The 24,333-nt window shown below is 72.6% G+C and carries 22 protein-coding genes; 7 read left to right on the top strand and 15 right to left on the bottom strand.

From position 1 onward, the window contains the following. The gene (gene uxaC / locus BIU90_RS11820) at positions 1-1,425 is read left to right on the top strand and encodes a glucuronate isomerase (protein WP_071300474.1); all 1,425 of its coding nucleotides are present in this window, start codon (positions 1-3) and stop codon (positions 1,423-1,425) included. A gap of 200 nt (positions 1,426-1,625) precedes the next feature. Here the strand turns inward: uxaC and BIU90_RS11815 are convergent, their stop codons facing one another. From BIU90_RS11815 to BIU90_RS11805, 3 genes are all read right to left on the bottom strand, one after another. Beyond that, positions 1,626-2,399 (bottom strand): sugar phosphate isomerase/epimerase, encoded by a 774-nt coding sequence (locus tag BIU90_RS11815; RefSeq protein ID WP_071300438.1) that lies wholly within the window; start codon positions 2,397-2,399, stop codon positions 1,626-1,628. Between the two features lie 68 nt (positions 2,400-2,467). Beyond that, on the bottom strand, positions 2,468-3,175 hold the full coding sequence (locus BIU90_RS11810) for a response regulator transcription factor (protein ID WP_071300437.1): 708 nt from the start codon (positions 3,173-3,175) through the stop codon (positions 2,468-2,470). Then, positions 3,172-4,572 (bottom strand): sensor histidine kinase, encoded by a 1,401-nt coding sequence (locus tag BIU90_RS11805; protein WP_071300436.1) that lies wholly within the window; start codon positions 4,570-4,572, stop codon positions 3,172-3,174. The genes BIU90_RS11810 and BIU90_RS11805 overlap by 4 nt, the downstream gene beginning before the upstream one ends. A gap of 212 nt (positions 4,573-4,784) precedes the next feature. Between BIU90_RS11805 and BIU90_RS11800 the strand changes: the two genes are divergently transcribed. Further along, positions 4,785-5,030, top strand: a complete 246-nt coding sequence (locus BIU90_RS11800) for a hypothetical protein (RefSeq protein WP_071300435.1) — start codon at positions 4,785-4,787, stop codon at positions 5,028-5,030. Here BIU90_RS11800 and BIU90_RS11795 read toward each other — a convergent pair. Beyond that, positions 5,017-5,556: a gluconokinase gene (locus BIU90_RS11795; protein ID WP_071300434.1), complete on the bottom strand. Its 540-nt coding sequence runs from the start codon at positions 5,554-5,556 to the stop codon at positions 5,017-5,019. The genes BIU90_RS11800 and BIU90_RS11795 overlap by 14 nt on opposite strands. Before the next feature lie 154 nt (positions 5,557-5,710). Between BIU90_RS11795 and gndA the strand changes: the two genes are divergently transcribed. Continuing rightward, the gene (gndA, locus tag BIU90_RS11790) at positions 5,711-7,168 is read left to right on the top strand and encodes an NADP-dependent phosphogluconate dehydrogenase (RefSeq protein WP_083403924.1); all 1,458 of its coding nucleotides are present in this window, start codon (positions 5,711-5,713) and stop codon (positions 7,166-7,168) included. A gap of 130 nt (positions 7,169-7,298) precedes the next feature. On the opposite strand, the gene BIU90_RS11785 is transcribed toward gndA, so the two are convergent. Then, positions 7,299-7,931 carry a hypothetical protein gene (locus BIU90_RS11785; protein WP_071300433.1) on the bottom strand — a complete coding sequence of 211 codons (633 nt, stop codon included), beginning with the start codon at positions 7,929-7,931 and terminating at the stop codon, positions 7,299-7,301. A gap of 164 nt (positions 7,932-8,095) precedes the next feature. On the opposite strand from BIU90_RS11785, the gene BIU90_RS11780 reads away from it, so the two are divergent. Beyond that, on the top strand, positions 8,096-9,760 hold the full coding sequence (locus BIU90_RS11780; protein ID WP_368086279.1) for a molybdopterin-dependent oxidoreductase: 1,665 nt from the start codon (positions 8,096-8,098) through the stop codon (positions 9,758-9,760). Between the two features lie 41 nt (positions 9,761-9,801). On the opposite strand, the gene BIU90_RS11775 is transcribed toward BIU90_RS11780, so the two are convergent. The 10 genes from BIU90_RS11775 to BIU90_RS11730 form a co-directional block, all read right to left on the bottom strand. Next, positions 9,802-10,596, bottom strand: coding sequence for a putative protein N(5)-glutamine methyltransferase (locus BIU90_RS11775; RefSeq protein WP_071300471.1), 795 nt, complete (start codon positions 10,594-10,596; stop codon positions 9,802-9,804). Continuing rightward, positions 10,596-11,573 carry a ribose-phosphate diphosphokinase gene (locus BIU90_RS11770; protein WP_071300432.1) on the bottom strand — a complete coding sequence of 326 codons (978 nt, stop codon included), beginning with the start codon at positions 11,571-11,573 and terminating at the stop codon, positions 10,596-10,598. The genes BIU90_RS11775 and BIU90_RS11770 overlap by 1 nt, the downstream gene beginning before the upstream one ends. Before the next feature lie 91 nt (positions 11,574-11,664). Beyond that, a complete protein-coding gene (gene glmU, locus BIU90_RS11765; protein WP_071300431.1) occupies positions 11,665-13,092 on the bottom strand; it encodes a bifunctional UDP-N-acetylglucosamine diphosphorylase/glucosamine-1-phosphate N-acetyltransferase GlmU in 1,428 nt (475 codons plus the stop codon). 311 nt (positions 13,093-13,403) lie between these two features. Further along, positions 13,404-14,777, bottom strand: a complete 1,374-nt coding sequence (locus BIU90_RS11760; protein WP_071300430.1) for an MFS transporter — start codon at positions 14,775-14,777, stop codon at positions 13,404-13,406. A 183-nt stretch (positions 14,778-14,960) separates the two neighbouring features. Further along, a complete protein-coding gene (locus BIU90_RS11755) occupies positions 14,961-16,028 on the bottom strand; it encodes an NAD(P)-dependent alcohol dehydrogenase (protein ID WP_071300429.1) in 1,068 nt (355 codons plus the stop codon). Continuing rightward, positions 16,025-17,263 (bottom strand): ROK family transcriptional regulator, encoded by a 1,239-nt coding sequence (locus BIU90_RS11750; RefSeq protein ID WP_071300428.1) that lies wholly within the window; start codon positions 17,261-17,263, stop codon positions 16,025-16,027. Before BIU90_RS11750 ends, BIU90_RS11755 begins: the two co-directional genes overlap by 4 nt. After that, positions 17,260-18,285: a sugar phosphate isomerase/epimerase gene (locus tag BIU90_RS11745; protein WP_071300427.1), complete on the bottom strand. Its 1,026-nt coding sequence runs from the start codon at positions 18,283-18,285 to the stop codon at positions 17,260-17,262. Before BIU90_RS11745 ends, BIU90_RS11750 begins: the two co-directional genes overlap by 4 nt. A gap of 22 nt (positions 18,286-18,307) precedes the next feature. Beyond that, positions 18,308-19,438 (bottom strand): Gfo/Idh/MocA family protein, encoded by a 1,131-nt coding sequence (locus BIU90_RS11740; RefSeq protein ID WP_071300470.1) that lies wholly within the window; start codon positions 19,436-19,438, stop codon positions 18,308-18,310. Continuing rightward, complete coding sequence (locus BIU90_RS11735; RefSeq protein ID WP_071300426.1) at positions 19,435-20,130, bottom strand: ThuA domain-containing protein; 696 nt, start codon at positions 20,128-20,130, stop codon at positions 19,435-19,437. The genes BIU90_RS11740 and BIU90_RS11735 overlap by 4 nt, the downstream gene beginning before the upstream one ends. Then, positions 20,130-21,308: a Gfo/Idh/MocA family protein gene (locus tag BIU90_RS11730; RefSeq protein WP_071300425.1), complete on the bottom strand. Its 1,179-nt coding sequence runs from the start codon at positions 21,306-21,308 to the stop codon at positions 20,130-20,132. Before BIU90_RS11730 ends, BIU90_RS11735 begins: the two co-directional genes overlap by 1 nt. Positions 21,309-21,405: 97 nt before the next feature. Here BIU90_RS11730 and xylA point away from each other — a divergent pair, with 97 nt between their 5' ends. From xylA to BIU90_RS18370, 3 genes are all read left to right on the top strand, one after another. Next, positions 21,406-22,599, top strand: coding sequence for a xylose isomerase (xylA, locus tag BIU90_RS11725; RefSeq protein WP_071300469.1), 1,194 nt, complete (start codon positions 21,406-21,408; stop codon positions 22,597-22,599). Beyond that, entirely contained in the window at positions 22,596-24,110 is a 1,515-nt protein-coding gene (gene xylB / locus BIU90_RS11720; RefSeq protein ID WP_071300424.1) for a xylulokinase, read from the top strand. Before xylA ends, xylB begins: the two co-directional genes overlap by 4 nt. A gap of 71 nt (positions 24,111-24,181) precedes the next feature. Beyond that, positions 24,182-24,333 (top strand): acetylxylan esterase (locus BIU90_RS18370; RefSeq protein ID WP_139195252.1); only part of this gene is annotated, 152 nt, incomplete at its 3' end.

The following is a 24,333-nucleotide window of genomic DNA, read 5'->3' as shown; positions in this document are numbered from 1 at the left end:
ATGACCACCACCGCGCCGCGCACGCTCGCCCCGCACCCCGACCGGCTGTTCCCGGCGGACCCCGCCGCGCGCACCGTCGCCCGCACCGTGTACGAGGCGGTCGCGGACGCGCCGATCATCTCGCCGCACGGGCACGTCGACGCGGCCATGATCGCTGCCGACCAGCCGTTCCCGGACCCGGCCGCGCTGCTCATCACGCCGGACCACTACGTCCTGCGGCTGCTGCACGCCAACGGTGTCCCGCTCGGGGCCCTGGGACGCGACCCGCAGTCGACGCCGTCCGGCCGGGAGATCTGGCAGCAGCTCGCCACGCACTGGGACGACTTCCTCGGGACACCGGTGCGGTACTGGTTCGAGACCGAGTTGCACGACGTGTTCGGGCTCGACCAGGCGCCCTCGGCCGCGAACGCCGACGCGCAGTACGACCGCATCGCCTCGGCGCTGCTGGAACCCGCGTTCCGACCGCGGGCCCTGTTCGACACGTTCGGGCTCGAGGTCCTCGCCACCACCGACGGTCCGGCGGACGACCTCGCTGCGCACGCGCAGCTCGCCGCCGACCCCACGTTCCGCGGACGGGTGGTCCCGACGTTCCGCGCCGACGCCGTCTTCGACCCGTCCCGACCGGACTGGAGGAGCGTGGTCGCATCGATCGGACAGGCTGCGGACATCGACACGAGGACCCACGAGGGGCTCCTGGCAGCACTCCGCGCGCGTCGCCAGTACTTCATCCAGCACGGTGCGACGGCGACGGACACCGGGGTGCTCGACGCCGGGTCAGCCCCGTTGCCCGCTGCGTCGCGCGAACGCATCCATGCTGCCGCGCTGCGGGGCCCGTCCGCTCTGTCCGAGGCCGACGCGGTGGCGTACCGGCACGACATGCTCTTCCGCTGGGCGGAGATGAGCGTCGACGACGGGCTCGTCATGCAGCTGCACCCCGGCGTCATCCGGAACCACCACACGCCGACGCTCGAGCGCTTCGGGCCGGACACCGGGCACGACCTGCCGGCGCTCGGGTCGTTCACGACGCCGTTGCGGCCGCTGCTCTCGGCCTTCGGCACGGCTCCCGGGTTCCACCTGGTGCTCTTCACCGTGGACGAGACCGTGTTCTCGCGCGAGATCGGGCCGCTCGCGGGCTTCTACCCCGCGGTGTACGCCGGCGCGCCGTGGTGGTTCATCGACACCCCGGCGGCGATCGGGCGGTACCGGGCGGCGATCACGGACTCGGCATCGTTCACGAAGACGTCCGGGTTCATCGACGACACCCGGGCGTACTGCTCGATCCCCGCGCGGCACGACATGGCGCGGCGTGCGGACGCGGCGTACCTGGCGTCGCTCGTGGTCACGCACCAGGTGTCCGAGGAGGACGCGGTCCGCACGGCGCAGCGCATCGTCTCCGACATCCCGCGCGCGACGTTCAAGTTGTAGGGGCGGCGCGGGGCGGAGCGGGGCGGGGCGCGCGCGGCGGGGCGGGGCGCGGCGGGCGCGGCGCGGTCGTTGGTGACGGGTTGGTTGCTCGGTGCGAGGACGTGGCGCCGCAACGGGCGAGCAACCTCGCACCGGCGGGGAAGCTCGCACGGTGCTCGCGCGGCGACCCCGCACCGTGCGAGATTGGCGGGCGGCGCGGGTCAGCGCGGGGCGGCGGCCCGGACGGCGCCGATGGCGGCGCGCATCTGCGGCTCGGGGTCGTCCTCGGGCCAGTGGCACTCGATCGACACGAGACCGCGGTAGCCGCCCGCGTGCACCGCGTCGAGGAACGCCGTCCACGGCCAGTCCCACTGCCCAGGAGGCTCGCGGTCACGATCGGACACGTGCACGTGCCCGACGCGGTCGGCCAGGGAGCGGACGGTGTCGAAGGACTCGTGCTCGGCCTGCACGTGGAACAGGTCCGCGACGACCCCGACGTCCCGCAGGTCGTGCTCGTCGAGGAACGCCACGGCCTCGGCGATCGTGTGGACGAGGTTCGTCTCGTCGCGGTTCAACGGTTCGAGCACGATGCGCAGGTCCTGCTCGGCAGCGACGTCCCGAGCCACCCGGACCACGCGTGCGAACCGGCGGCGGGCCTCGGCGTCGGGCATGTCCGGCGGGGCCGTGCGGGCGGTCCCGGATCCGAACACGATGACCGCGCCCGGTTCGGCGACCTGGGCGACGAGGGGCAGCACGGTGCCGAAGTACCCGTCGACGGTGTCGGCGTCGCCGGTCAGCAACGGGAGGTCGGGCGGGACGAACAGCGCGAACGAGCGGAACCGCTGGCCGTCGTAGACCGAGTCCCGCCGCCAGCCGTCACCGTCGCGGACGACCAGGTTGTTCGCGATCCCCGGCTCGACGTGGTCCGCGCCGGCTCGATGGACGGTGTCGGTCAGGGCTGCACCGGCGACGATGCCGATCCCGCTGAAGGCCATGCGTCCATGCTGCTCCGTCGGGGACGGTCGGAGCGGCGTTGCCACGCGTTGCCATCAGCCGCTCGGGGTCAGCCCTGCCAGCCGGGGGTGGCGAGGCCCGTCTCGTACGCGAAGACGACGAGCTGCGCGCGGTCTCGAGCCCCGAGTTTGATCATCGCGCGGGACACGTGGGTCTTGGCGGTCGCGGGACTGACGAAGAGCCGTTCGCCGATCTCGGCGTTCGTGAGGCCGGCCGCGACGAGGAGCATGACCTCGCGCTCGCGGTCGGTCAGGACGTCGAGCCCGGGTGCGAGGGCACTCGGCTTGGCGTGGGTCGCGAAGGCCTCGACCAGGGAGCGCGTCGGCCCGGGCGACAGCAACGACTCCCCCGCGACGACCGTCCGGATCGCACGCAGGAGCTCGGCGGGTTCGGTGTCCTTGACCAGGAAGCCCGCGGCGCCGGCACGGATCGCCTCGAAGACGTAGTCGTCCTCTTCGAAGGTGGTGAGGATCACGACGTGCACCGCGCCGAGGTCCGGGTCGGCGGAGATGCGCCGGGTCGCGTCGAGCCCGTCGGTGCCAGGCATCCGGATGTCCATGAGGACGACGTCGGGTCGCTCGTGCGTGACCACCTGCACCGCCGCGGCACCGTCGCCCGCTTCACCGACGACCGTCATGCCGGGCTCGGCGTCGACGAGGGCACGGAGTCCGGCGCGGATGAGCACCTGGTCGTCCGCGAGCACGACACGGATCGGCGACGAGCCGGGCTCGGGGTGCGGGAGCTCGGGCAACGTCATGCGCTCGTCTTCGGGGTCGTCGGGGTAGTCGGTGCCGTCGGGGTCGTCGGGGTCGTCTTCTGGGCCTCGGCGGCACGCGGCGGGCGCGGGCTCCCCGTGGGCAGTCGCGCCTCGACGCGCCACCCGCCGCCCGGACGAGGGCCCACGCGGAGCGTCCCGCCGACCGCTGCGGCACGTTCGCGCATGCCGGTGATGCCGTTGCCGGACTCACCGAACGCCGCCGTGTCCGACGAGACAGGTCGTCGGACGCCGACGTGATCGGTGTGCCCGCCACCGAGCGGTTCGACGGGTGACTCGTCCACGACGAGCAGGTCGACGACGTCCGGCCCGATGTCGATCGTCAGCCGGGCCCGGTGCTCGGGAGCGTGCTTCATCACGTTCGTGACCGACTCCTGGACGATGCGGAAGGCGTTGCGGTCCACGACGGCGTCGACCGAGGACGGGTCGCCGCTGACCTCGGCGGTGACGTCGAGTCCTGCGGCACGGGCACGGACGACGAGGTCGGGGATGCGGGCGAGCCCGGGCGACGGGTCACGCTCGGCGCGGGAGGGATCCGCGTCGACCGACCGCAGCACGCCGAGGATCGTCCGGAGCTCGACCAGGGCCTGCTTGCTCGTGTCGCGGATGCTCGTCAACGACTGCTGCGTCTGCTCGGGCAGGTCGGACCCGAGGTGCAGTGCCACCCCGGCCTGCAGGTTGATCAGGGACATGCTGTGCGCCACCGAGTCGTGGAGTTCCCGGGCGATGCGGACGCGTTCGTCGTCGGCCCGGGCACGTTCGGCAGCAGCGCGTGCACGACGGGCATCGGCAGCGCGCTGGACGCGGACCCGGACGAGCTCGGTGATCGCGATCGTCGCCGTGAGCCACGCGAGGGACAGTGTGAGCGTCGTCACCGAGGAGACCGGAGCGCGTCCCGCCAGTGTGTCGGCTGTCGGCAGCACGACCTGGGCGACCCCGGCGACGACGAACACCGCGGTCCGGTGTCCCCGGAACCAGGCGTTCGCGATCGCCATCGTCAGCGCGGCGACGAACGGACCACGGGGACTGACGACGAGCGCGTAGCCGATCGTGGTGCCGAGTGTGACGATCAGCACACTGACGGGCCAGCGCCACCGGAACGGCAGGACGATCACGCCGGCAACGAGCAGGCCGACCGCCAACGGGACGAGCGTGACCGGCTCGACACCCGCGCCGGCACCCCGCGCCCACGGAGGACCGGCCCCGTCGCCAGCGCCGCCGAACCCGGCGGGACCGCCGGACCATCCCGACGCAACGACGGTCCCGACGATCTGCACGAGTGCCACCGGGAGCACGCGGCCGACCCGCGCGAACCGGCGGCGGACCGGATGGTCGGCACCGGTGGCGCGCGGCTCGGCGGCGGTCGTCTCGGTGGTCATGCTCCGACTCTAGGGTCGCGCCGGCGGCCGGGCATCGGGCCGACGAGGGACCTGTGGACTACTCCCACGGGAGTACGTCCCTGTGGAGGAGGCGACGCCCTACGACTGCGGGAGCAGGCGGAAGAGCGGCCGCCTGACGGACGCGGGGCGGGCCTCCTGGCCGGAGTCTTGGACGTGTCGCACCAGCGGCACCGGAACCGACCCAGGAGGTCATGATGCTCACCACCCTCGCTGCCACCGCGCCGTACTGGCACGGCGGCGGGTTCCCCGTCTTCCCCGTCTTCCCCGTGTTCTTCCTCGTCGTGTTCCTGGTCGTGTTCCTGGTGTTCGGCGTCTGGCGCCGCGGCAGCTGGCGTGCGCGGTCGGACGCCCGATCCGTCCTCGCCGACCGCTTCGCCCGCGGCGAGATCGGTGCCGAGGAGTACCGCTCGCGGCTGTCGGAGCTCAGTCGGAAGTAGCGGGCAACGCGTCGAGGACCGCGGCGACGGTGTCGTCCACGGAACCGTGGATCGAGACCGACACCGCGGCCTCGTCCGCCTGCGGGAGCTCGAGCGTCGCGAACTGCGAGTCGAGCAGCGAGTTCGGCATGTACTCGTGGTGCCGGTGGGACTGCCGCTCGGCGATGAGGTCCCACGAACCGTCGAGGTACGCGATGACCAGGTCCGGCGCACTCGCCCGGAGCCGGTCACGGTAGGCCCGCTTGAGTGCGGAGTTCGCCATCACGCAGCGTTTCCCGTGCGCCTGCAGGTCGGCGATCGCGGCGGCGCAGGCGTCGAGCCAGGGCCAGCGGTCCTCGTCGGTCAGGGGTGTGCCCCGGCGCATCTTCTCCTTGTTGGCGGCCGGGTGCAGGTCGTCCGCGTCGACGAACTCCGCGGGCTCACCGCGGGCCACGAGTGCTCGGGTGAGCGCTTCGCCGACGGTGGACTTGCCGGAGCCGGAGACCCCCATGACCAGGACGGGAGGGCGGACGGTTCGGTCGCTCATCCCTCCACCGTACGGACCCGGTGAACTCTCTCCACAGGTTGCCGCAACACTGGTGCGGTCCCGAGCCACGGTCCGTAGGTTGGCCGCAGGACATCAGCACACCACTGCACGCAGCGGGTGCGGCCGTCGCGACGTCAGGACGAAGGAGACCACAGTGGCAGACAGCAACGGACAGGCGAACATCGGCGTGGTGGGGCTCGCGGTGATGGGGTCGAACCTCGCACGCAACCTCGCGTCGCGCGAGGGCAACACGGTCGCGGTGTACAACCGCACCTACGCACGCACCGAGGAACTCATGGACGAGCACGGTGACGCCGGGTTCATCGCGTCGGAGTCGATCGACGACTTCGTCGCCTCGCTGTCCAAGCCCCGCACGGCGATCATCATGGTGCAGGCGGGCAAGGGCACCGACGCCGTCATCGGCCAGCTCGCCGAACGGTTCGAGGAAGGCGACATCATCGTCGACGGCGGCAACGCCAACTTCCACGACACGATCCGCCGCGAGCACGAGCTGCGCGAGCAGGGCCTGAACTTCGTCGGCACCGGGATCTCCGGCGGCGAGGAAGGCGCGCTCAAGGGTCCGTCGATCATGCCCGGCGGCTCGAAGGAGGCCTGGGAGACCCTCGGCCCGATCCTGAAGTCGATCGCCGCGGTGGCCGAGGGCGAGCCCTGCGTGACGCACATCGGCACCGACGGCGCGGGCCACTTCGTCAAGATGGTGCACAACGGCATCGAGTACGCCGACATGCAGCTCATCGCCGAGTCCTACGACCTGCTCCGGCGCGCCGGCGGACACAGCGTCGACGAACTCGTCGAGATCTACAGCAAGTGGAACGAAGGCGACCTCGAGTCCTACCTGATCGAGATCACCGGCGAAGTGCTCAAGCAGCAGGACGCCGAGACGGGCAAGGCCCTCGTGGACGTCATCCGCGACGAGGCCGGCTCGAAGGGCACCGGCGTGTGGACCGTGCAGAACGCGGTCGGTCTCGGCATCCCGGTGTCCGGCATCGGCGAAGCGGTCTTCGCCCGCGCGGTGTCCTCGAAGCCGTCCCAGCGCGCCGCGGTGCAGCAGTCCGTGCAGCACCGCCCCGACATCGCCCAGGTCCCCGACACCTTCGAGGACGACGTCCGCGCCGCGCTCTACGCGTCGAAGGTCGTCGCCTACGCGCAGGGCTTCGACCTCATCATCGCCGGAGCCAAGGAGTACGACTGGGACGTCAACCTCGGCGACATCGCGAAGATCTGGCGCGGCGGCTGCATCATCCGCGCCCAGTTCCTCAACCGCATCGTCGAGGCGTACGACAAGAACCCCGAGCTCGAGTCGCTGCTCGTCGACCCGTACTTCGCCAAAGCCGTCGCCGAGGGTGAAGCCGCGTGGCGTCGCATCGTCGGCATCGCGGTCGCCTCGGGCATCCCCGCACCGGGCTTCGCGTCGGCGCTGTCGTACTACGACTCGTTGGCTTCCGAGCGACTGCCTGCCGCGCTCATCCAGGGGCAGCGCGACTTCTTCGGGGCGCACACCTACCAGCGCATCGACAAGGACGGCACCTTCCACACGCTGTGGTCGGACGACGAGCGTCGCGAGGTCGAACAGGAGCCCTCGACGCACTGACGGCTCGGTCGATCCCGTCGCCGGACGGGTCCTGCCACACGGTGGGGCCCGTCACGGCGCGGGTCGATCCCGCAGCGTGACGCGGCGACGCGGCTGCGGCGGCGCCGCGGGTCGCGGCGCCGCCGGTCACTCAGGCGACGATGCGCTCCCGCGCCAGCTCCGCCAGCAGCCGCTCGAGCTTCGGGCCCCGCCCCAGCAGTCGCCGTGAGCCCGGCGCAGTCCGCACGTGGAACGTGGCGACCGCCGTGGTGTCGTCCGGCCGGACGAAGTGGATCGCGACCGCACAGGCGTTCCGGTCGCCCGGCGCCGGGACGTCCTCGAGCCCGACGTGCATGACCCGACTCCACCGGACCACGAGCAACCGGGTCGCGCGACGCTCGTCGAGCTCCCACAGCGAGGCCTCCGTCGCCCCGAACGCCCACGTCACGCGCGGCCCGAGGGCGACACCGGACCGGAGTTCCTCGACCATGGTGCGGAGCTCGGTCGTCGGTGCCGCGGGCACGAGCCACACGGTGGGGTCGATCCGGCGGATGGCCATGGCGAGGGACTCGTCCTCGCGCCGTCGTCGGAGGGCCTGCATCCGGACGATCCCGGCGAGGACCACCGCGACGCCGATGCCGATCACGGCGACCTCGGCGATGCCGAACGCCGTGAGGTCGGCCTCGGGACTCCGCGCGACGACGATCGCGCGAGCGACGAGCAGCACGGCCCACAGCGCGACGATCACCCACCGCACGATCAGGAGTCGCCGGTCCGGGGACATCGACCGAGGGGCGTGCGGGTCCCGGGGGACACGGTCACGACGCCTCAGCACACCCTGATCCTCGCATGTCGCGCCCGAGAGCGGCACCGCTGCCCGGTGAACGCTCCCCGGTGGACACACGAGCCCGCGGCTGGAACCCAGAACCGCGGACGTACCATCGACGCGTGACCACCAGCGGACCGAACGACACCCGGACGCTGGACGACAGCTCCGGGCTGGACGACACCCGTCCCCTGCGCCGGCGTCGTCTGCTGGCCGGGCTCGTGGGGATCGTCGCTGCGCTGGCGTTCCTGGCGGTCGCCGAGCTCGGTGCGCTGGTCCTCGGGGGCGCCGGAAGTCCCCTCGTCGCCGTCGGCAGCGCGGTCATCGACCTGGCACCGGCCGGCGCGAAGGACCTCATGGTGGCGCTGTTCGGCACGGGCGACAAGGTCGCGCTCTTCGTGCTCATGGGCGTCCTCATGGTCGTGATCGCCGCGGGCGCCGGGGTCCTCGAACGACGACGACCGCCCTTCGGCGCCCTGGTGTTCGCGGTCGGTGGGGCGCTCTCGCTCCTCGCTGTCACGACCCGTTCCGGATCCGGCATGTGGGACGGACTGCCCTCGGTCCTCGGTGTCGGTGCCGCGATCGCCGTCCTCCGTCCACTCATCACCCGACTCCGCCGCTGGGAACTGGTGGCGGCGACCCCGACCGGCCGCCCCGGCGACCCGACCCACCAAGCCGCGATCCCGACCGGCCGCCCCGGCGACCCGGCCCGGCCGGAACGCCGTGCGTTCCTGGTGTGGACCGCGACCACGGCAGCCCTCGCCGTGGTCGTCGGCACCGGCGCCCGACTCGGGTCCGCAGCGATGCAACGGGCGGCTGCGGTCCGACGTGCGGTGCGCCTCCCGGCCGCTGCGACGCCGGCGCCGGCCGTCCCTGCCGGAGCCGACCTCGACGTCACCGGCATCACGCCCTACGTCACCCCGAACGCCGACTTCTACCGGATCGACACGGCGCTGCGCGTGCCCTCGATCGACCCGGCCGACTGGAGCCTGCGCATCCACGGCGCGGTCGCACACGAGGTGACGATCACCTGGGACGAGCTGCTGGCCCTGCCGCTCGAGGAGCACATGGCGACCCTGAGCTGCGTGTCGAACGAGGTCGGCGGCGACCTGATCGGCAATGCCCTGTGGCTCGGGTACCCGATCCGCGACCTGCTCGCCCGGGCACAGCCGAAGGCCGGCGCCGACATGGTGCTCTCGCGCAGCATCGACGGCTTCACCGCGGGCACGCCCCTCGACGTGCTGCAGGACACCGGCACCCAGGCCATGCTCGCCGTGGGCATGAACGGTGAGCCGCTGCCCGCCGAGCACGGTTTCCCGGTGCGGATGGTGGTCCCCGGGCTGTTCGGGTACGTCTCGGCGACCAAGTGGGTCACCGAGATGGAGGTCACGCGGTTCGCCGACGCGCAGGGCTACTGGACGCCTCGGGGCTGGTCCGAGCGCGGTCCGGTCAAGCTCGAGTCACGGATCGACACGCCTGCGAACGGGTCGTCCGTCACGGTGGGCGACCGGGTCGCGATCGCCGGGGTCGCCTGGCAGCCGCACACCGGCGTCAAGGCGGTCCAGGTCAAGGTCGGCGGAGAGGACTGGCAGGACGCGGAACTCGCCGACTCGGTCTCGGCGGACACGTGGCGCCAGTGGGTCTACCGGTGGACCGCGACCTCGGGCGACCACGAGGTCCGCGTCCGCGCCGTCAGCACCGATGGGCAGGTCCAGACGAGTGTCGAGCGGCCTCCCGCACCGAACGGCGCCACGGGCTGGGACGCGATCACGCTGTCCGCACGCTGACGCGACACGGCATGCGCCACGGCCGGGAGGCCCGGTGCCGGTCAGGCGGGCAGGCTCGCCACGACGCAGGTGCCGTCCACGGCGTCGTCCCGCTCGATGCGCGTCGCGAAGTCGTGCGCCGCGAACGCCGCCGCTGACGCGTCCGCCTGCAGCTCCGACACCTCGATGACCAGGGAACCGCCCGGCCGCAACCACTCCCCGGCTCCCGCGGCGATCCGCCGGTGCAGGTCGAGGCCGTCGGGTCCGCCGTCGAGCGCCACCCGGTGCTCGTGGTCCCGCGCCTCGGTCGGCATCGTCGCGACCGCGTCGGTCGGCACGTACGGGGCGTTCACGGCGATCACGTCGACCGTGCCCCGGAAGCGTGCCGGCAGCGCAGCGAACAGGTCGCCGGCGACCACGATGCCCCGGTCGCCGATGTTCTCGGCAGCGACGTCCACGGCGTCCGGGTCGACGTCGGAGGCGACGAGGTCGAGGGCACCGACCCGCTCGAGCAGTGCGACGGCGATCGCCCCGGCACCGCAGCACAGGTCGACCACGCGGTCGTAGCGGTGCAGGAGCGCCGCGGCCTGGGCCACCACGACGCCGGTGCGGGCCCGGGGAACGAAGACCCCGGGCGTCACCCGGATGCGGTGCCCGTCGAAGGCCGCCCAGCCGAGCACGTACTCCAGGGGCTCGCCGCCGAGCCGTCGCTGCACGAGGGAGCGCAGCCGCACCGCGTCACCGTCGCCGGCGTCGAGGAGCAGGTCAGCTTCGTCCTCGGCGAAGACGCTCCCCGCCGCCCGGAGTCGGGCGGCGAGGCCGAGTCGTGCGGGATGGTCCTGACGCGCGGGGTGGATCAGGCTGCACCGTCGAACATCGACGTGACCGACCCGTCGTCGAAGACCTCGTGGATCGCGCGGGCGAGCAGCGGGGCGATCGGCAGGATCTCGAGGCGGTCCCAGCGCTTCTCCGGCGGGACGGGCAGCGTGTCGGTGACCACGACGCGGTCGATGAACTCGCTCTGCAGCAGTTCGGTCGCCGGGTCCGAGAACACGGCGTGGGTCGCGGCGACCACGACGCCGATGGCCCCGGCGGCCTTGAGTGCCTCTGCGGCCTTGGCGATGGTGCGCCCGGTGTCGATGAGGTCGTCGACGAGCAGGCACCAGCGTCCCGAGACGTCACCGACGATCTCGTGCACGGTGACCTGGTTCGGCACGAGCGGGTCGCGGCGCTTGTGGATGATCGCGAGCGGGGCGCCGAGCTTCTCGGACCAGATGTCGGCCACGCGCACGCGACCCATGTCCGGGGAGACCACCGTCAGCATCGACGGGTCGAGGATCTCCTTGAAGTGCTCGAGCAGGACCGGCATCGCGAACAGGTGGTCGACGGGACCGTCGAAGAAGCCCTGGATCTGTGCGGCGTGCAGGTCGACGCTCATGATGCGGTGGGCACCGGCGGCCTTGAACAGGTCGGCGACGAGTCGAGCCGAGATGGGCTCGCGCCCGCGGCCCTTCTTGTCCTGGCGCGCGTACGGGTAGAACGGCGCGACGACGGTGATGCGCTTGGCCGAGGCACGCTTCAGGGCGTCGACGATGATGAGCTGCTCCATGAGCCACTCGTTGATGGGTGCCGTGTGCGACTGGATGACGAACGCGTCACAGCCGCGGACGGACTCGTCGAACCGGACGTACAGCTCGCCGTTGGCGAAGGTGCGTGCGTCGGTGGGGACGAGGTCGACGCCCAGTTCCTCGGCGATCTGCTCGGAGAGCTCGGGGTGTGCCCGCCCCGAGACGAGGACGAGTCGTTTCTGGCCGGTCGTCTTGATTCCGGACAAGTGCCGTACTCACTCCCTGGCCCACCGGGCCGTGTGTCCGAGGACCCGGATCCGGGCTCTCGTGTGACGGCGGGTGGCCGTCGAGAAGGTGTCATCTGCCTCGCGCGCGCCGAGCCGCCTCGGCCGCCGGCGTGCCGGGTCGGTGTTCCGAGACCCAGTCGTCGGTGTTGCGCTGTGGGGCGTAGCTGATCGCGAGCGACCCGGCAGGCACGTCCTTGCGAACGGTCGTTCCTGCGCCGGTGTACGCCCCGTCACCAATCCTAACCGGGGCGACGAACACGTTGTGCGAGCCGGTCCGGACGTTCGAACCGACCTCGGTGCGGTGCTTGTGCACGCCGTCGTAGTTCGCGGTGATCGTGTTCGCGCCGATGTTGGAGTCCTCGCCGACCTCGGCATCGCCGATGTACGACAGGTGCGGGACCTTGCTGCCCCGTCCGATGCGGGCGTTCTTCGTCTCGACGAACGTGCCGATCTTGCCGTCCGCGCCGAGCACGGTCCCCGGACGCAGGTAGGCGAAGGGTCCGACCGAGGCGTTGTCCCCGATGACGGCGAGCGTGGCGTCGACCCGGTTGACGGTGGCACCGGCGCCGACCTCGGTGTCGCGGAGGGTCGTGCCGGGTCCGACGACGGCACCGGCGGCGATGGCCGTGGCGCCGATGAGCTGCGTGTCGGGCAGGATCTCGGCGTCGGCCTCGATCGTGACGTCGAGGTCGATCCACGTCGAGCGGGGGTCCTGCACGGTGACCCCGGCGAGCTGGTGCGCCCGGACGATGCGGTCGTTGAGCACCCGGGCGGCGTCGCCGAGCTGCGCACGGTCGTTGATGCCGGCGAGCAGCCAGGGGTCGTCGAAGCGCAGCACGTCGATGTGCCCGCCGCGCGCCGCGATGAGGGCCGGCGCGTCGGTGATGTACTTCTCGCCCTGCACGTTCGCCGTGGTCAGCGAGGGCAGCACGGCGCGCAGGTGGGTGACGTCGAACGCGTAGATGCCGGCGTTCGCCTCGGTGATCGTGCGCTGCTCGTCGGTCGCGTCCTTGTGCTCGACGACGCCGACGAACGCCCCGTGCTCGTCGCGGAGGATGCGTCCGAGCCCGGTCGGGTCCGGCGCGATCGCGCTGAGGAACGTGACGGCGTTCGTCGCGGTGGTGTGGACCTGGACGAGCTGTCGGAGCGACGCCGGGTCGACGAGGGGCACGTCGCCGGAGAGCACGACGACCGCCCCGTCGAAGTCGGCGGGGAGCGCCTGCACGGCGACCTCGACCGCACGACCCGTGCCGGGCACCTCGTCCTGGTCGACGACGATCGCGCCGGGCAGCCGCTCGGTGACCTCGGCCGCGACGCGCTCGCGCTCGTGCCGGACGACGACCGCGATGTGCTCGGGCTGCAGGGACTCGGCCGTCCGCAGCACGTGGGCGATCAGGGGCAGGCCGGCGATCCGGTGCAGCACCTTCGGGGTCGTGGACTTCATGCGCGTGCCCTGCCCGGCGGCGAGGACGACGACGGCGATCCGCTGGTCGGTCATGTCCCCATCCTGGCCCACGCGGCGACCGGGCACCAACGCGTGCCGGACTCGTGCGGATCCGTCGCGGGCTCCCGCACTGCGCGCGGGACGGGAGGCGCGCACGACACGATCGACGTCGTACGACAACGGGGGTGTCGTTCCGAGTCGACGGCCCAAACCGGGCGCGGCCCACACGACACGATCGACGTCGTACGACAACGGGGATGTCGTTCCGAGTCGACCACCCCGCCGCGCACCACCCCGCCGCGCACCACCCCGCCGCGCACCACCCCGCCGCGCACGGCCCCGCCGCGCGGGCTCCCGCACGCGGGTCAGCGCGCGGTGCGGGACTCGTCGCGCACGAAGGCCATCAGCACCAGTCCGGCGACCAGGACGACCACCACGCCGATGATGCCGAACCGGGTGGAGCCGCCGAGGGTCACCGCGATGCCGAACATCGCCGGAGCGATGAACGACGCCGCCCGACCGGTGGTGGCGTAGAGGCCGAAGAGCTCGCCCTCTCTGCCCGGGGTCGCCAGGCGGGACAGGTACGCCCGCGAGGACGACTGCACCGGCCCGACGAACGCGCACAGGGCCAGTCCGAGCACCCAGAAGCCGACCTGGGCGGTCCCGACGAAGAACACCGCCGCGCCGCACACCGCCAGTCCGACGAGCGACACCATGATGAGCGCGCGGGACCCGAAGCGGTCGTCGAGCCGTCCTGAGGCGAAGGTCGCGATCCCGGCGACGACGTTGGCCGCGATGGCGAAGAGGATGACCTCGGACGCACTGAACCCGAACACCTGCGCGGCGATGATGCCCCCGAACGTGAACACGCCCCCGACGCCGTCGCGGAAGACGGCGCTGGCGACCAGGAACGACAGCACGTTCCGGCGCTCGCGCCACAGCCGCGCGATGTCCCGACCCAGGTCGCGGTAGGCGCTCCACAGGCTGCCGCGACGCGTCGGGTCGGCCGGTGCCTCGGGGACGACCAGGAACAGCGGGACGGAGCTGACGGCGAGCCACACCGCGGCGATGCCGATGGCGACGCGCACGTCCCACTGCCCGGTGGCGACGGTCGCGGGCAGGTTCAGCAGCCCGGCCGTGTCGCCGGCGCCGAAGTCCTGGATGCAGAGCACGAGCAGCACGACGAGCAGCACGATGCCGCCGAAGTAGCCCGCAGCCCAGCCGATCGCCGAGATGCGCCCGGTGCGCTCCCCGGTGGCGACCTGCCCGAGCATCGCGTTGTACCCGACGCAGGCGATCTCGTACGCGACGGTCCCGATGCCGATGAGCGCCGCGCCGAGCACCAGGAAGGGCTGACTCGGGGCGACGAAGACCATCGCGCCGATGGACAGTGCGACGCCGATCGTGGCGACGAGCACCGACCGACGCCGGTGCCCGGACGAGTCCGCGAGCCGTCCGACGGCCGGGGCGACGATCGCGACGACGATGCCCGCGATGGTCAGCGCCGTCGAGACGACCGCGGCGTTGTGGGCGAGTTCGCGTTCGACGGCCTGACGGGCAGCGGCGGAGCCGTCCTCGGCGGCGACGAGGGCGGGGTCCACGAACGCCCGGCTGGCCAGGTAGGTGCTGAAGACGAACGTGGTGACGACCGCGTTGAAGGCGGCGGACCCCCAGTCCCACAGCGCCCACGACACGAGGGCGCGGCGGTCGGTGCGCTGCGGCAGCGGAGCGACGGTCATGGGCGAACCGTAGCGCGTCCGGGTGACGCACCGGTGGCCCCGGACCGGGGCACGGAGACGGGAGGCGCGGTGGCACCTGGCACCGCGCCTCCCGTCCGCACCGTGCGCGGTTCCGGACGCGGTGCGCGTCCGAGGGCCCTCGCACCGTGTCCACGAGCGCGCACTGCGTGCGCGCAGCGCCCGTCAGGCGGGGACGCCGCCGGGGTAGACGACGGACTTGAGCGACTCCGGGTCGGTGTCGCTCTCGAGCGCCTGCCGCACGTCGTCGAGCCCGTAGCGGCCGGTGACCAGCGAGTCCAGGTCGACCTGGCCGGACGCGACCAGCTCGATCGCGACCGGCCACGTGTTCGTGTACCGGAAGATGCCGGTGACCGTGACCTCGAGGTTCTGGATGTGCTCGACCGGCAGGGTCATCTCGGAGTTGCCGAGCCCGACCAGGACCGCGGCACCGGCTGGTCCGACCGCCTTGATGCCGTCGGACACGGCGCGGGGCGCACCGCTGGCGTCGATGAACGCGTCCACGGGGACGAGGTCGCGCGTGACGTCCACCGCGGTGGGGTCGACGACCTCGGTCGCGCCGTACGACAGCGCCCGCTCGCGCCGTTCGGGCACCAGGTCGCTGATGACGATCCGGGTCGCGCCGAACGCCCGGGCCGCCTGCGCGCAGATGATGCCGATCGGTCCGGCGCCCGCGATCAGGACCGAAGCGCCGGGGACGATCCCGGCCTTGCGGACGGCGGCGATTCCGACGGACAGGGGCTCGAGCAGGGCGCCGGCCTCGAAGGACACGGCGTCGGGCAGGGTGTGGGCGAACTCGGCCTCGATCGTGACGTACTCGGCGAAGGCCCCGTCGACCGGCGGCGTCGCGTAGAAGCGCATGTGCGGGCAGAGGTTGTAGCGGCCGGCCAGGCACTGCGCGCACCGGTGGCAGGGGCGCTGCGGCTCGATCGCGACGCGCTCCCCCACGCGGGACGGCTCGACGCCCGCACCGACGGCGACGATCGTGCCGGAGAGCTCGTGGCCGAGCACCAGGGGCTCCTCGACGACGAAGTCGCCGATCCGGCCGTGGCGGAAGTAGTGCACGTCGGAGCCGCAGACGCCGACGGCGGCGACCCGGACGAGCACGTCGCCCGCGTCGACGGCGGGGACGGGGCGGTCCTCGACGGTCAGGTCGTCCTGGCCGAGCAGGACGCTGACGCGCTGGGTGTCGGGCTGCGACGCGGTGTCGGGCCGGGGTGCGGTGGTGCTCATGGTGTGGTCGCTTCCTGGTGCAGAGGGGTGTGGACGAGGGTGCCGGAGGGGTCGTCGAGCAGGTCGTGGAAGCCGATCTCGGCCGCACCGCGCAGCAGGACGTCACGGCCGAGGGCGGTCGGGACGATGCGGACGCGGTCGGCCATCGCGGCCATGGACTGGGCCCGGACCGCGGTGACGATGCGGTCCCCGACGTGCCCGAGCAGCGTGCCGAGGAAGCCGCCGAGTGCGACGACCTCGGGGTTGACGGTGTGGATCGCGTTGCGCAGCCCGGTGGCGAGGGCGGCGACCTGGCGGTCGACGACGGCCTGCACCTCGGGCCCGCCGGTGTCGAGCGCGGCGGCGAGCGCCACCAGGTCGTCCGCGGGGACCCCGGTGACGGCGACCAGGGCCGCGCGCGAGGCCTCGGTCTCCAGGCAGCCGACGGCGCCGCAGTGGCAGCGGATCCCGTTGTCGGCGACGAAGGTGTGCCCGAGCTCCCCGGCGTACCCGTCGGCGCCGCTCAGGGGTCGACCGGCGCTGATGACACCGCCGCCGATGCCCGATGCGCCGCCGTTGAGGTAGATGAGGTCCGCGACACCCTGCCCGCTGCCGTACAGGTGTTCGGCGAGCGCACCGAGGTTGGCGTCGTTCGCCACCCGCACCCGCCGCCCGGTCGCCGCGGCGAGGGGCTCGGCGAAGGGCTCGTCGCGCCAGCCGAGGTGCGGGGCGTACCGGACCAGGCCGTCCTCGACGCGGACGGTGCCGGGGATCGCGACGCCGATGCCCACGGTGCGCAGGGGCCGCAGGGTGTCGTGCATCCCGTCGAGGAGTCCGGCGACCAGCCCGACGGCCTCGGGCGCGGTCGGGCGCGACTCGGTGTGCGAGGTCACGCGGTGCCGGATGGTGCCGTCGAGGGCGACGAGCGCGACGGTGACGGCGTCGATCTCCACCGTGACGGCGACGGCCACCACGTCGGACGCGGCCCGGACGACGGGGCTCGGACGCCCGACCCCGACCGCGGGCGCGGCGCCGGCGGGGGTTCCCGCTCCGCCGGCGCCGTCGGACTCGGTGACCAGGCCGAGCCCGACCAGCTCGCCGACCAGGGCCAGCGTGGTGGAGCGGTTCAGCCCGGTACGGCGGGTGACCTCGGCGCGGGTGACCGGCCCGGACTCGTGCACGAGCCGGAGCACGCGCGCGACGTTGCCGCCGGCGGCCGCACCGCGCGCGACGGTGGGCCGCCCGACGTTGCTCATCGAGACCGGGAGAAGGCGGCGTCGAACGCGGCGTCCGGCGGCGCGATGGTGCCGAGCCCCCGGACGAACGCCAGCGCCTCGGGGCCGCCGACGAGCCGGTCCATGCCCGCGTCCTCCCACTCGACGCTGGTCGGCCCGGTGTACCCGATGTGGTTCAGCACACGGAACACCCGTTCCCACGGCACGTCCCCGTGCCCGGCCGTCACGAAGTCCCACCCACGGCGGGGGTCGCCCCACGGCAGGTGCGAGGACAGCCGACCGTTCCGACCGTCGAGCTGCTTGACCGACTCCTTGCAGTGCACGTGGTAGACGCGGTCGGCGAAGTCGAGCAGGAACGCGGCGGGGTCCAGGTCCTGCCACACGAAGTGCGACGGGTCGAAGTTGAACCCGAACGCCGGCCGGTCCGCGAAGACCTCCAGCGTGCGCTTGGCGGTCCAGTAGTCGTACGCGATCTCCGACGGGTGCACCTCGAGCGCGAAGCGGACGCCGACTTCTTCGAAGACGTCGAGGATCGGCGACCAGCGGTCGTGGAAGTCCTGGTACCCGGCGTCGATCATCCCGGGCGGCACGGGCGGGAACCCGGCGACGGTCTTCCAGATCGAGGACCCGGAGAACCCGGTGACGGTGTCCACGCCGAGTGCGGCTGCGGCACGGGCGGTCCACTGCAGTTCCTCGGCGGCCCGCCGCCGGACGCCCTCGGGGTCGCCGTCACCCCAGACGTGCGCCGGCACGATGTCCTCGTGCCGCTGGTCGATGGGGTCGTCGCACACGGCCTGGCCGACCAGGTGGTTCGCGATGGTCCAGACGCCGAGGCCGTTCTCCGCCAGGATGCGCTTGCGGTCGGCGACGTACTCCGGGTCGGTCGCGGCGCGACGGACGTCCAGGTGGTCGCCCCAGCAGGCGATCTCCAGCCCGTCGTAGCCCCATTCGCCGGCGAGCCGGGCGACCTCGGTGAAGGGCAGGTCCGCCCACTGGCCGGTGAAGAGCGTGACCGGCCTGGAGGCCCGTGGTCCGTCCGTCATGATGCTTCCTTCCGTCGTCGGTTCACCAGGTGTCGGGTCGAGCGCCGAGCGGGACCGTCGCCGGTCGTTCGACGTGGGAGGTCACGGGCACGACCGTGTGCTCACGGGCGGCCGTCGCGACAGCCTCCATCACCTCGAGCACGTGGTACGCCAGTTCCCCGGACGCCCGGTGTGGGCGGTCGGTGGCGATCGCGTGCGCCATGTCCGCGAGCCCGTAGCCGCGACCGGCGTCGGCGTACCCGCCGCGGACGGGCAGGTCCCGCCACGAGCGGTCCTCGGCGGTCGCCACGGCAGCGGTCTCCGAGAACGCGTTCGGGTCGGGTACCGCGAGGGTGCCCGCGGTGCCGTACACCTCGAACAGCGGCGACCGGGTGGCCCACACCTCGAACGAGACGGTGACCGTCGAGACGACCCCGCCCTGGTGTTCGAGGATCGCCACCACGTGGGTGTCGACGTCGACCGGGATCGGTGCGCCCGCCGAGGGCCCCGTGGCGACGGTGCGCTCGCGGGTCGACCGGGTGGCGCTGCCGCTGACCCGGACGACCGGGCCGAAGAACGACACCAGGCTGGTCAGGTAGTACGGGCCCATGTCGAGCAGCGGTCCGCCGCCCGGCTGGTAGTAGAACGCCGGAGCCGGGTGCCAGAGCTCGTGGCCCGGGGCGCTCCACGAGACCGCCGCGCCGACGGGTGTGCCGATCATGCCGTCGTCGAGCGCGGCACGGGCCGTCTGGATGCCGGTCCCGAGCACGGTGTCCGGCGCGCTGCCGACCCGCAGGCCGGCGGCTCGGGCGTGATCGAGCACGGGAGCGGCCTCGGCGGTGCTCGTCGCCAGCGGCTTCTCGCCGTAGACGTGCTTGCCCGCGGCGAGCGCCCGTTCGGCGACCTCGGCGTGTGCGGCCGGGATCGTCAGGTTGAGCACGACGTCGACCTCGCCGTGCGCGAGCAGCTCGTCGACGCCGAGCGCCAGGACGCCCTGCTCCGCGGCGACCGCGGCGGCACGCTCGGTGTCGAGGTCGGCGACCGCGGTCAGGCGCAGGTTCGGCAGGCCGGGCAGGTGCTGCAGGTACTGCCGGCTGATGTTCCCGACGCCGACCATGCCGACCCGCAGGGCAGTGTCGTTCAGGGTTGCGTCGTTCCGTGCTGCGTCGCTCATCGCGCTGCCCACAGGATCCCCCGTTCGATCACGGTGCGGAGCGGTTGTGACTCGACGACCTCGAGCCGGTGCCCGGGCGCCGAGACGAACACGCGTCCCTTCCCCCACTGCCGGGTCCAGATCGCGGGCGAGGTGACCGGGCGGTTCCACGCGTCGAAGTCGCGGACGCCCTGCGTGGTGGTCGCCAGCACGTCGTTGTACTCGTCGCTGAGGACCCAGTACTGCTCGGTGACGAGGTCGAAGTCGTCGATGCCCTGCGTGATCTCGTGCGTCCGCCCGAGGTCGGTCATCTGCACCGTGTACGGCAGGTAGTTGTCGCTCTGGTCGCCGACGCGTTCCGCCGGGGGCTTGCCCGCGTGGTGGGCGAACTGGCCGCCGATCATGTGCAGGTAGTCGGCGTTGGCCCGGAACGCGTCCGCGATCCCGCCGTGCCACCCGGCGAGTCCGGCGCCGTTCAGCACCGCGCGCTGCAGGCCGGCGAACTCGTCGTCGGCGATCGTCGACATCGTGACGACCTGGACGATCAGGTCCACCGTCTCCATCACGGACGCGTCGGCGTAGACCGCGGTGGAGTCGGACACGTGGACGTCGAAGCCGTTGTCCCGCAGGAACGGCAGGAAGGCGTCGGTGGTCTCGACGGGCTGGTGACCGTCCCAACCACCACGGACGACGAGGGCTGTCCGCGTGGCCATCAGATCGCCGTCCAGCTGCTGCCGTCGGCGGCACTGCGTTCGACCGCGTCCAGCACGCGCTGCACGTGCAGCCCGTCCTCGAACGAGGGCGACGGGTCGGTGCCGCTCGTGATCGCGTCGACCAGGTCCTTCACCTGGTGACTGAAGGTGTGCTCGTACCCGATCAGGTGCCCGGTGGGCCACCACGCCGCCATGTAGGGGTGCTCGGGTTCGGTCACCAGGATGCGTCGGAAGCCCTGCTCCCCCGCGGGGGCGGACGACTCGTACAGGCGGAGTTCGTTCATCGACTCGAGGTCGAACTGGATCGCCCCGGTGGACCCGGAGACCTCGAGCGTCAGGCCGTTCTTCCGGCCGGTGGCGTAGCGGGTGGCCTCGAACGTGCCGATGGCCCCGTCCGCGCTGCCGCCGCTCAGGCGTCCGAGGAAGAACGCGGCGTCGTCGACGGTGACCTGCCCGCGCTCGGTGGACGCGGTGCCGGAGAGTCCGACGCCCTCGGCCAGCAGTGGGCGTTCGTGCACGAAGGTCTCGAGCGTGCCGGACACGGTGGCGAGCTGTGCGCCCGTGACGTGCTCGGCGAGGTCGATCGCGTGCGCACCGATGTCACCGAGCGAGCCGGAGCCGGCGAGCGCCTTGTCCAGGCGCCACGTCATCGGGCCGTCCTCGTCGGTCAACCAGTCCTGCAGGTACAGCGCGCGGACCTGTCGGACCGTCCCCACCCTGCCGTCCGCCACCAACTGCCGGGCGAACGCGATGGCGGGGACCCGGCGGTAGCTGAACCCGACCATCGCCCGGACGCCGCGCTCGCGCGCAGCGCGGGCGGCGTCGACCATCGCCTCGGCCTCGGCCACGGTGTTGGCGAGCGGCTTCTCGCAGAGCACGTGCTTGCCGGCCCGCAGTGCGGCGATCGCGATCTCGACGTGCGAGGAGCCGGGCGAGACCACGTCGACGACGTCGATCTCCGGGTCGGCGACCACGGCCCGCCAGTCCGTCGACGCGCGTTGCCAGCCGTACTGCACGCGGGCTGCTTCGGTGCGGTCGGGATCGCGTCCGACGACCACGGTCATCTCGGGCTCGGCATCGAGGTCGAAGAACCTGGGCGCCGTCCGCCATGCCTGTGAGTGCGCGGCTCCCATGAAGCCGTGCCCGATCATCGCCACCCGGAGGGGTCTGCGTGCCATCCGTTCGCTCCCTTGCGATCACGTCCTTGCCAGAGTCAACACTACCGCTTATGTTGGGCGCGGCAACATTTTGTTTCGACGACGAACGGTGACCACCATGGCAGCGACGCCCACCCGTGCAGACAAGTTCTCCTTCGGTCTCTGGACCATCGGTTACAACGGCTCGGACCCCTTCGGCGGCCCCACCCGCCCCCAGCTCGACGTGGTCGAGGCGGTCGAGAAGCTCGACGAGCTCGGCGCCTACGGCCTGACCTTCCACGACGACGACCTGTTCGCGTTCGGTTCGACCGACGCTGAGCGCCAGACCCAGATCGACCGGCTCAAGGGCGCGCTCGAGTCCACCGGCATCCAGGTGCCGATGGTCACGACGAACCTGTTCTCCGCCCCGGTCTTCAAGGACGGCGGCTTCACCTCGAACGACCGCCAGGTCCGCCGCTTCGCGCTCCGCAAGGTGCTGCGCAACGTCGACCTCGCCGCCGAGCTCGGCGCGAAGACGTTCGTCATGTGGGGTGGCCGCGAGGGCGCCGAGTACGACAGCGCCAAGGACGTGCAGGCCGCGCTCTCCCGCTACAAGGAGTCGGTCGACCTGCTCGCGCAGTACGTCACCGACAAGGGCTACGACATCCGCTTCGCCATCGAGCCGAAGCCGAACGAGCCCCGCGGCGACATCCTGCTGCCGACGCTCGGCCACGCGATCGCCTTCATCGACACGCTCGAGCGCCCGGAGCTGTTCGGCGTGAACCCCGAGGTCGGCCACGAGCAGATGGCGGGCCTGAACTTCACGGCCGGCATCGCCCAGGCGCTCTACCAGGGCAAGCTCTTCCACATCGACCTCAACGGCCAGCGCGGCATCAAGTACGACCAGGACCTGGTGTTCGGCCACGGCGACCTGCAGAACGCGTTCTCGCTCGTCGACCTGCTCGAGCACGGCGCGCCCCAGGGCGGCGTCGCGTACGACGGCCCCCGGCACTTCGACTACAAGCCGAGCCGCACCGAGGACATCTCCGGCGTCTGGGACTCCGCAGCGGCGAACATGCGCATGTACCTGCTCCTCAAGGAGCGCGCGCAGGCCTTCCGCGCCGACCCCGAGGTCCAGGCAGCGCTGGCCGCGTCCAAGGTCGACGAGCTCTCGCAGCCCACGCTGAACCCGGGAGAGTCCTACGACGACGTGCTCGCCGACCGTTCGGCGTTCGAGGACTTCGACGCCGACGCGTACTTCGGCGGCAAGGGCTTCGGCTTCGTCCGGCTGCAGCAGCTGGCCGTCGAGCACCTGATGGGCGCACGCGGTTGAACGACGTCACCCCGGGAACGGTCGACGCCGGCGACGGGACCCTCGTCGCCGGCGTCGACTCCTCGACGCAGTCCTGCAAGGTCACGATCCGCGACGCCCACACCGGCGCCGTCGTCCGTGAGGGCCGCGCCGCCCACCCCGACGGCACCGCCGTCGACCCGCAGCACTGGTGGGACGCGCTCGGCGCCGCGGTCGCGGACGCCGGCGGGCTCGACGACGTGGCGGCGATCGCGATCGCCGGGCAGCAGCACGGCATGGTCACGCTCGACGCCGACGGTCGGATCGTCCGCGACGCCCTGCTCTGGAACGACGTCCGCAGCGCCGACGCGGCAGCGCAGATGGTCGACGAGCTCGGCCGGGAGGCATGGGTCACCCGCACGGGTCTGGTCCCGGTGGCCTCGTTCACCGGCCCCAAGCTGCGCTGGCTCCGCGACGCGGAACCCGAGAACGCAGGCCGGGTGGCGGCCGTGGCACTCCCCCACGACTGGTTGTCGTGGCGGCTGCGCGGCTTCGGCCCCGCGGACGACAGCGTGCACGGCCCGGACCTGGACGCCCTGGCGACCGACGCCTCGGACGCCAGCGGCACCGCGTACTGGGACCCCGCACGCGGCGAGTACGACGCCGAGCTGTTCGAGCTCGCCCTCGGCCGGCCGATGCATGTCGCCGGTGACGGCTCCGCCGACGCCGACGCCGTCGTCGTCCCACACGTCGTCGCACCGGACGCCGCGATGGGCACCCTCGACTCCGCAGTCACCCTGCCCGGCGGCGCGGTCGCTCCGGCCGGTCTCGTCGTCGGCGCCGGCACCGGGGACAACGCGGGCGCGGCGCTCGGCCTGGGCCTCGGCCCAGGCGACGTCGCGGTGTCCCTCGGGACCAGCGGGACGGTGTTCGGCGTGACCGACGCCGCGCTCGCGGACCCGAGCGGGACCGTGGCGGGCTTCGCCGACGCGACGGGGGCACGCCTCCCGATCGTCACGACGCTCAACGCGGCCCGCGTGCTCGAGGTGATCGGCGGCCTGCTCGGCGTGGACCACGACGAACTCGGCGCCCTGGCGCTCCGCGCGCCGGTCGGGGCCGACGGCCTGGTGCTCGTGCCGTACTTCGTCGGCGAACGCACCCCGAACCGGCCGGACGCGACCGCGTCCCTGGTCGGGATGACGCCCGCGACGACGGACCGGGAGCACCTGGCCCGTGCCGCGTTCGAGGGCATGCTCTGCGCACTCGCGGACGGGCTGGCGGCGGTCGAGGCGAACGGCGTCACCGTCGAGCGGCTGTTGCTCATCGGCGGGGCCGCACGCAACGAGGCCGTCCGGACGATCGCGGCGCAGGTGTTCGGGCGTGACGTGCACCTGCCCGAGCCGGGCGAGTACGTCGCCGCCGGGGCTGCGCGACAGGCAGCGTGGGCGCTGACGGGCACCCTGCCGACCTGGCTCCTCGCGACGACCACCGTCGCCGCGGACCCGCGCCCCGAGGTGCTGGAGCGCTACCGGGACGCCGTCGCCGCGTCCTGACCACCCGATCACCGTGCCCCCGGGACCCGACGCTCGGGTCCCGGGGGCATGATCGTCCCTGGAGGACACCGATGCCGCTGACCGACCTGCCCCTGACCGAGCTCCGCTCCCACCGCCCGACCGTGCGGGAGCCTGACGACTTCGACGCCTTCTGGGCCGCCACGGTCGCCGAGGCCCGCGCCGCTGCCGAGCACGCCGGCGCGGTCGCCACGACGACCCCGGC

The sequence above is a fragment of the Curtobacterium sp. MCBA15_001 genome (assembly GCF_001864835.1).
GTDB lineage: Bacteria > Actinomycetota > Actinomycetes > Actinomycetales > Microbacteriaceae > Curtobacterium.
The sequence above is the reverse complement of the archived record's forward strand: the minus strand, read 5'-3'. Positions and strand labels throughout refer to the sequence as shown.

Excerpts from the sequence above, each read along its gene's own strand:
- uxaC (WP_071300474.1), top strand. The coding sequence starts at position 1 with ATGACCACCACCGCGCCGCGCACGCTCGCCCCGCACCCCGACCGGCTG.
- BIU90_RS11815 (WP_071300438.1), bottom strand. The coding sequence starts at position 2,399 with ATGGCCTTCAGCGGGATCGGCATCGTCGCCGGTGCAGCCCTGACCGAC.
- BIU90_RS11810 (WP_071300437.1), bottom strand. The coding sequence starts at position 3,175 with ATGACGTTGCCCGAGCTCCCGCACCCCGAGCCCGGCTCGTCGCCGATC.
- BIU90_RS11805 (WP_071300436.1), bottom strand. The coding sequence starts at position 4,572 with ATGACCACCGAGACGACCGCCGCCGAGCCGCGCGCCACCGGTGCCGAC.
- BIU90_RS11800 (WP_071300435.1), top strand. The coding sequence starts at position 4,785 with ATGATGCTCACCACCCTCGCTGCCACCGCGCCGTACTGGCACGGCGGC.
- BIU90_RS11795 (WP_071300434.1), bottom strand. The coding sequence starts at position 5,556 with ATGAGCGACCGAACCGTCCGCCCTCCCGTCCTGGTCATGGGGGTCTCC.
- BIU90_RS11785 (WP_071300433.1), bottom strand. The coding sequence starts at position 7,931 with ATGTCCCCGGACCGGCGACTCCTGATCGTGCGGTGGGTGATCGTCGCG.
- glmU (WP_071300431.1), bottom strand. The coding sequence starts at position 13,092 with ATGACCGACCAGCGGATCGCCGTCGTCGTCCTCGCCGCCGGGCAGGGC.
- BIU90_RS11760 (WP_071300430.1), bottom strand. The coding sequence starts at position 14,777 with ATGACCGTCGCTCCGCTGCCGCAGCGCACCGACCGCCGCGCCCTCGTG.
- BIU90_RS11755 (WP_071300429.1), bottom strand. The coding sequence starts at position 16,028 with ATGAGCACCACCGCACCCCGGCCCGACACCGCGTCGCAGCCCGACACC.
- BIU90_RS11750 (WP_071300428.1), bottom strand. The coding sequence starts at position 17,263 with ATGAGCAACGTCGGGCGGCCCACCGTCGCGCGCGGTGCGGCCGCCGGC.
- BIU90_RS11745 (WP_071300427.1), bottom strand. The coding sequence starts at position 18,285 with ATGACGGACGGACCACGGGCCTCCAGGCCGGTCACGCTCTTCACCGGC.
- BIU90_RS11740 (WP_071300470.1), bottom strand. The coding sequence starts at position 19,438 with ATGAGCGACGCAGCACGGAACGACGCAACCCTGAACGACACTGCCCTG.
- BIU90_RS11735 (WP_071300426.1), bottom strand. The coding sequence starts at position 20,130 with ATGGCCACGCGGACAGCCCTCGTCGTCCGTGGTGGTTGGGACGGTCAC.
- BIU90_RS11730 (WP_071300425.1), bottom strand. The coding sequence starts at position 21,308 with ATGGCACGCAGACCCCTCCGGGTGGCGATGATCGGGCACGGCTTCATG.
- xylA (WP_071300469.1), top strand. The coding sequence starts at position 21,406 with ATGGCAGCGACGCCCACCCGTGCAGACAAGTTCTCCTTCGGTCTCTGG.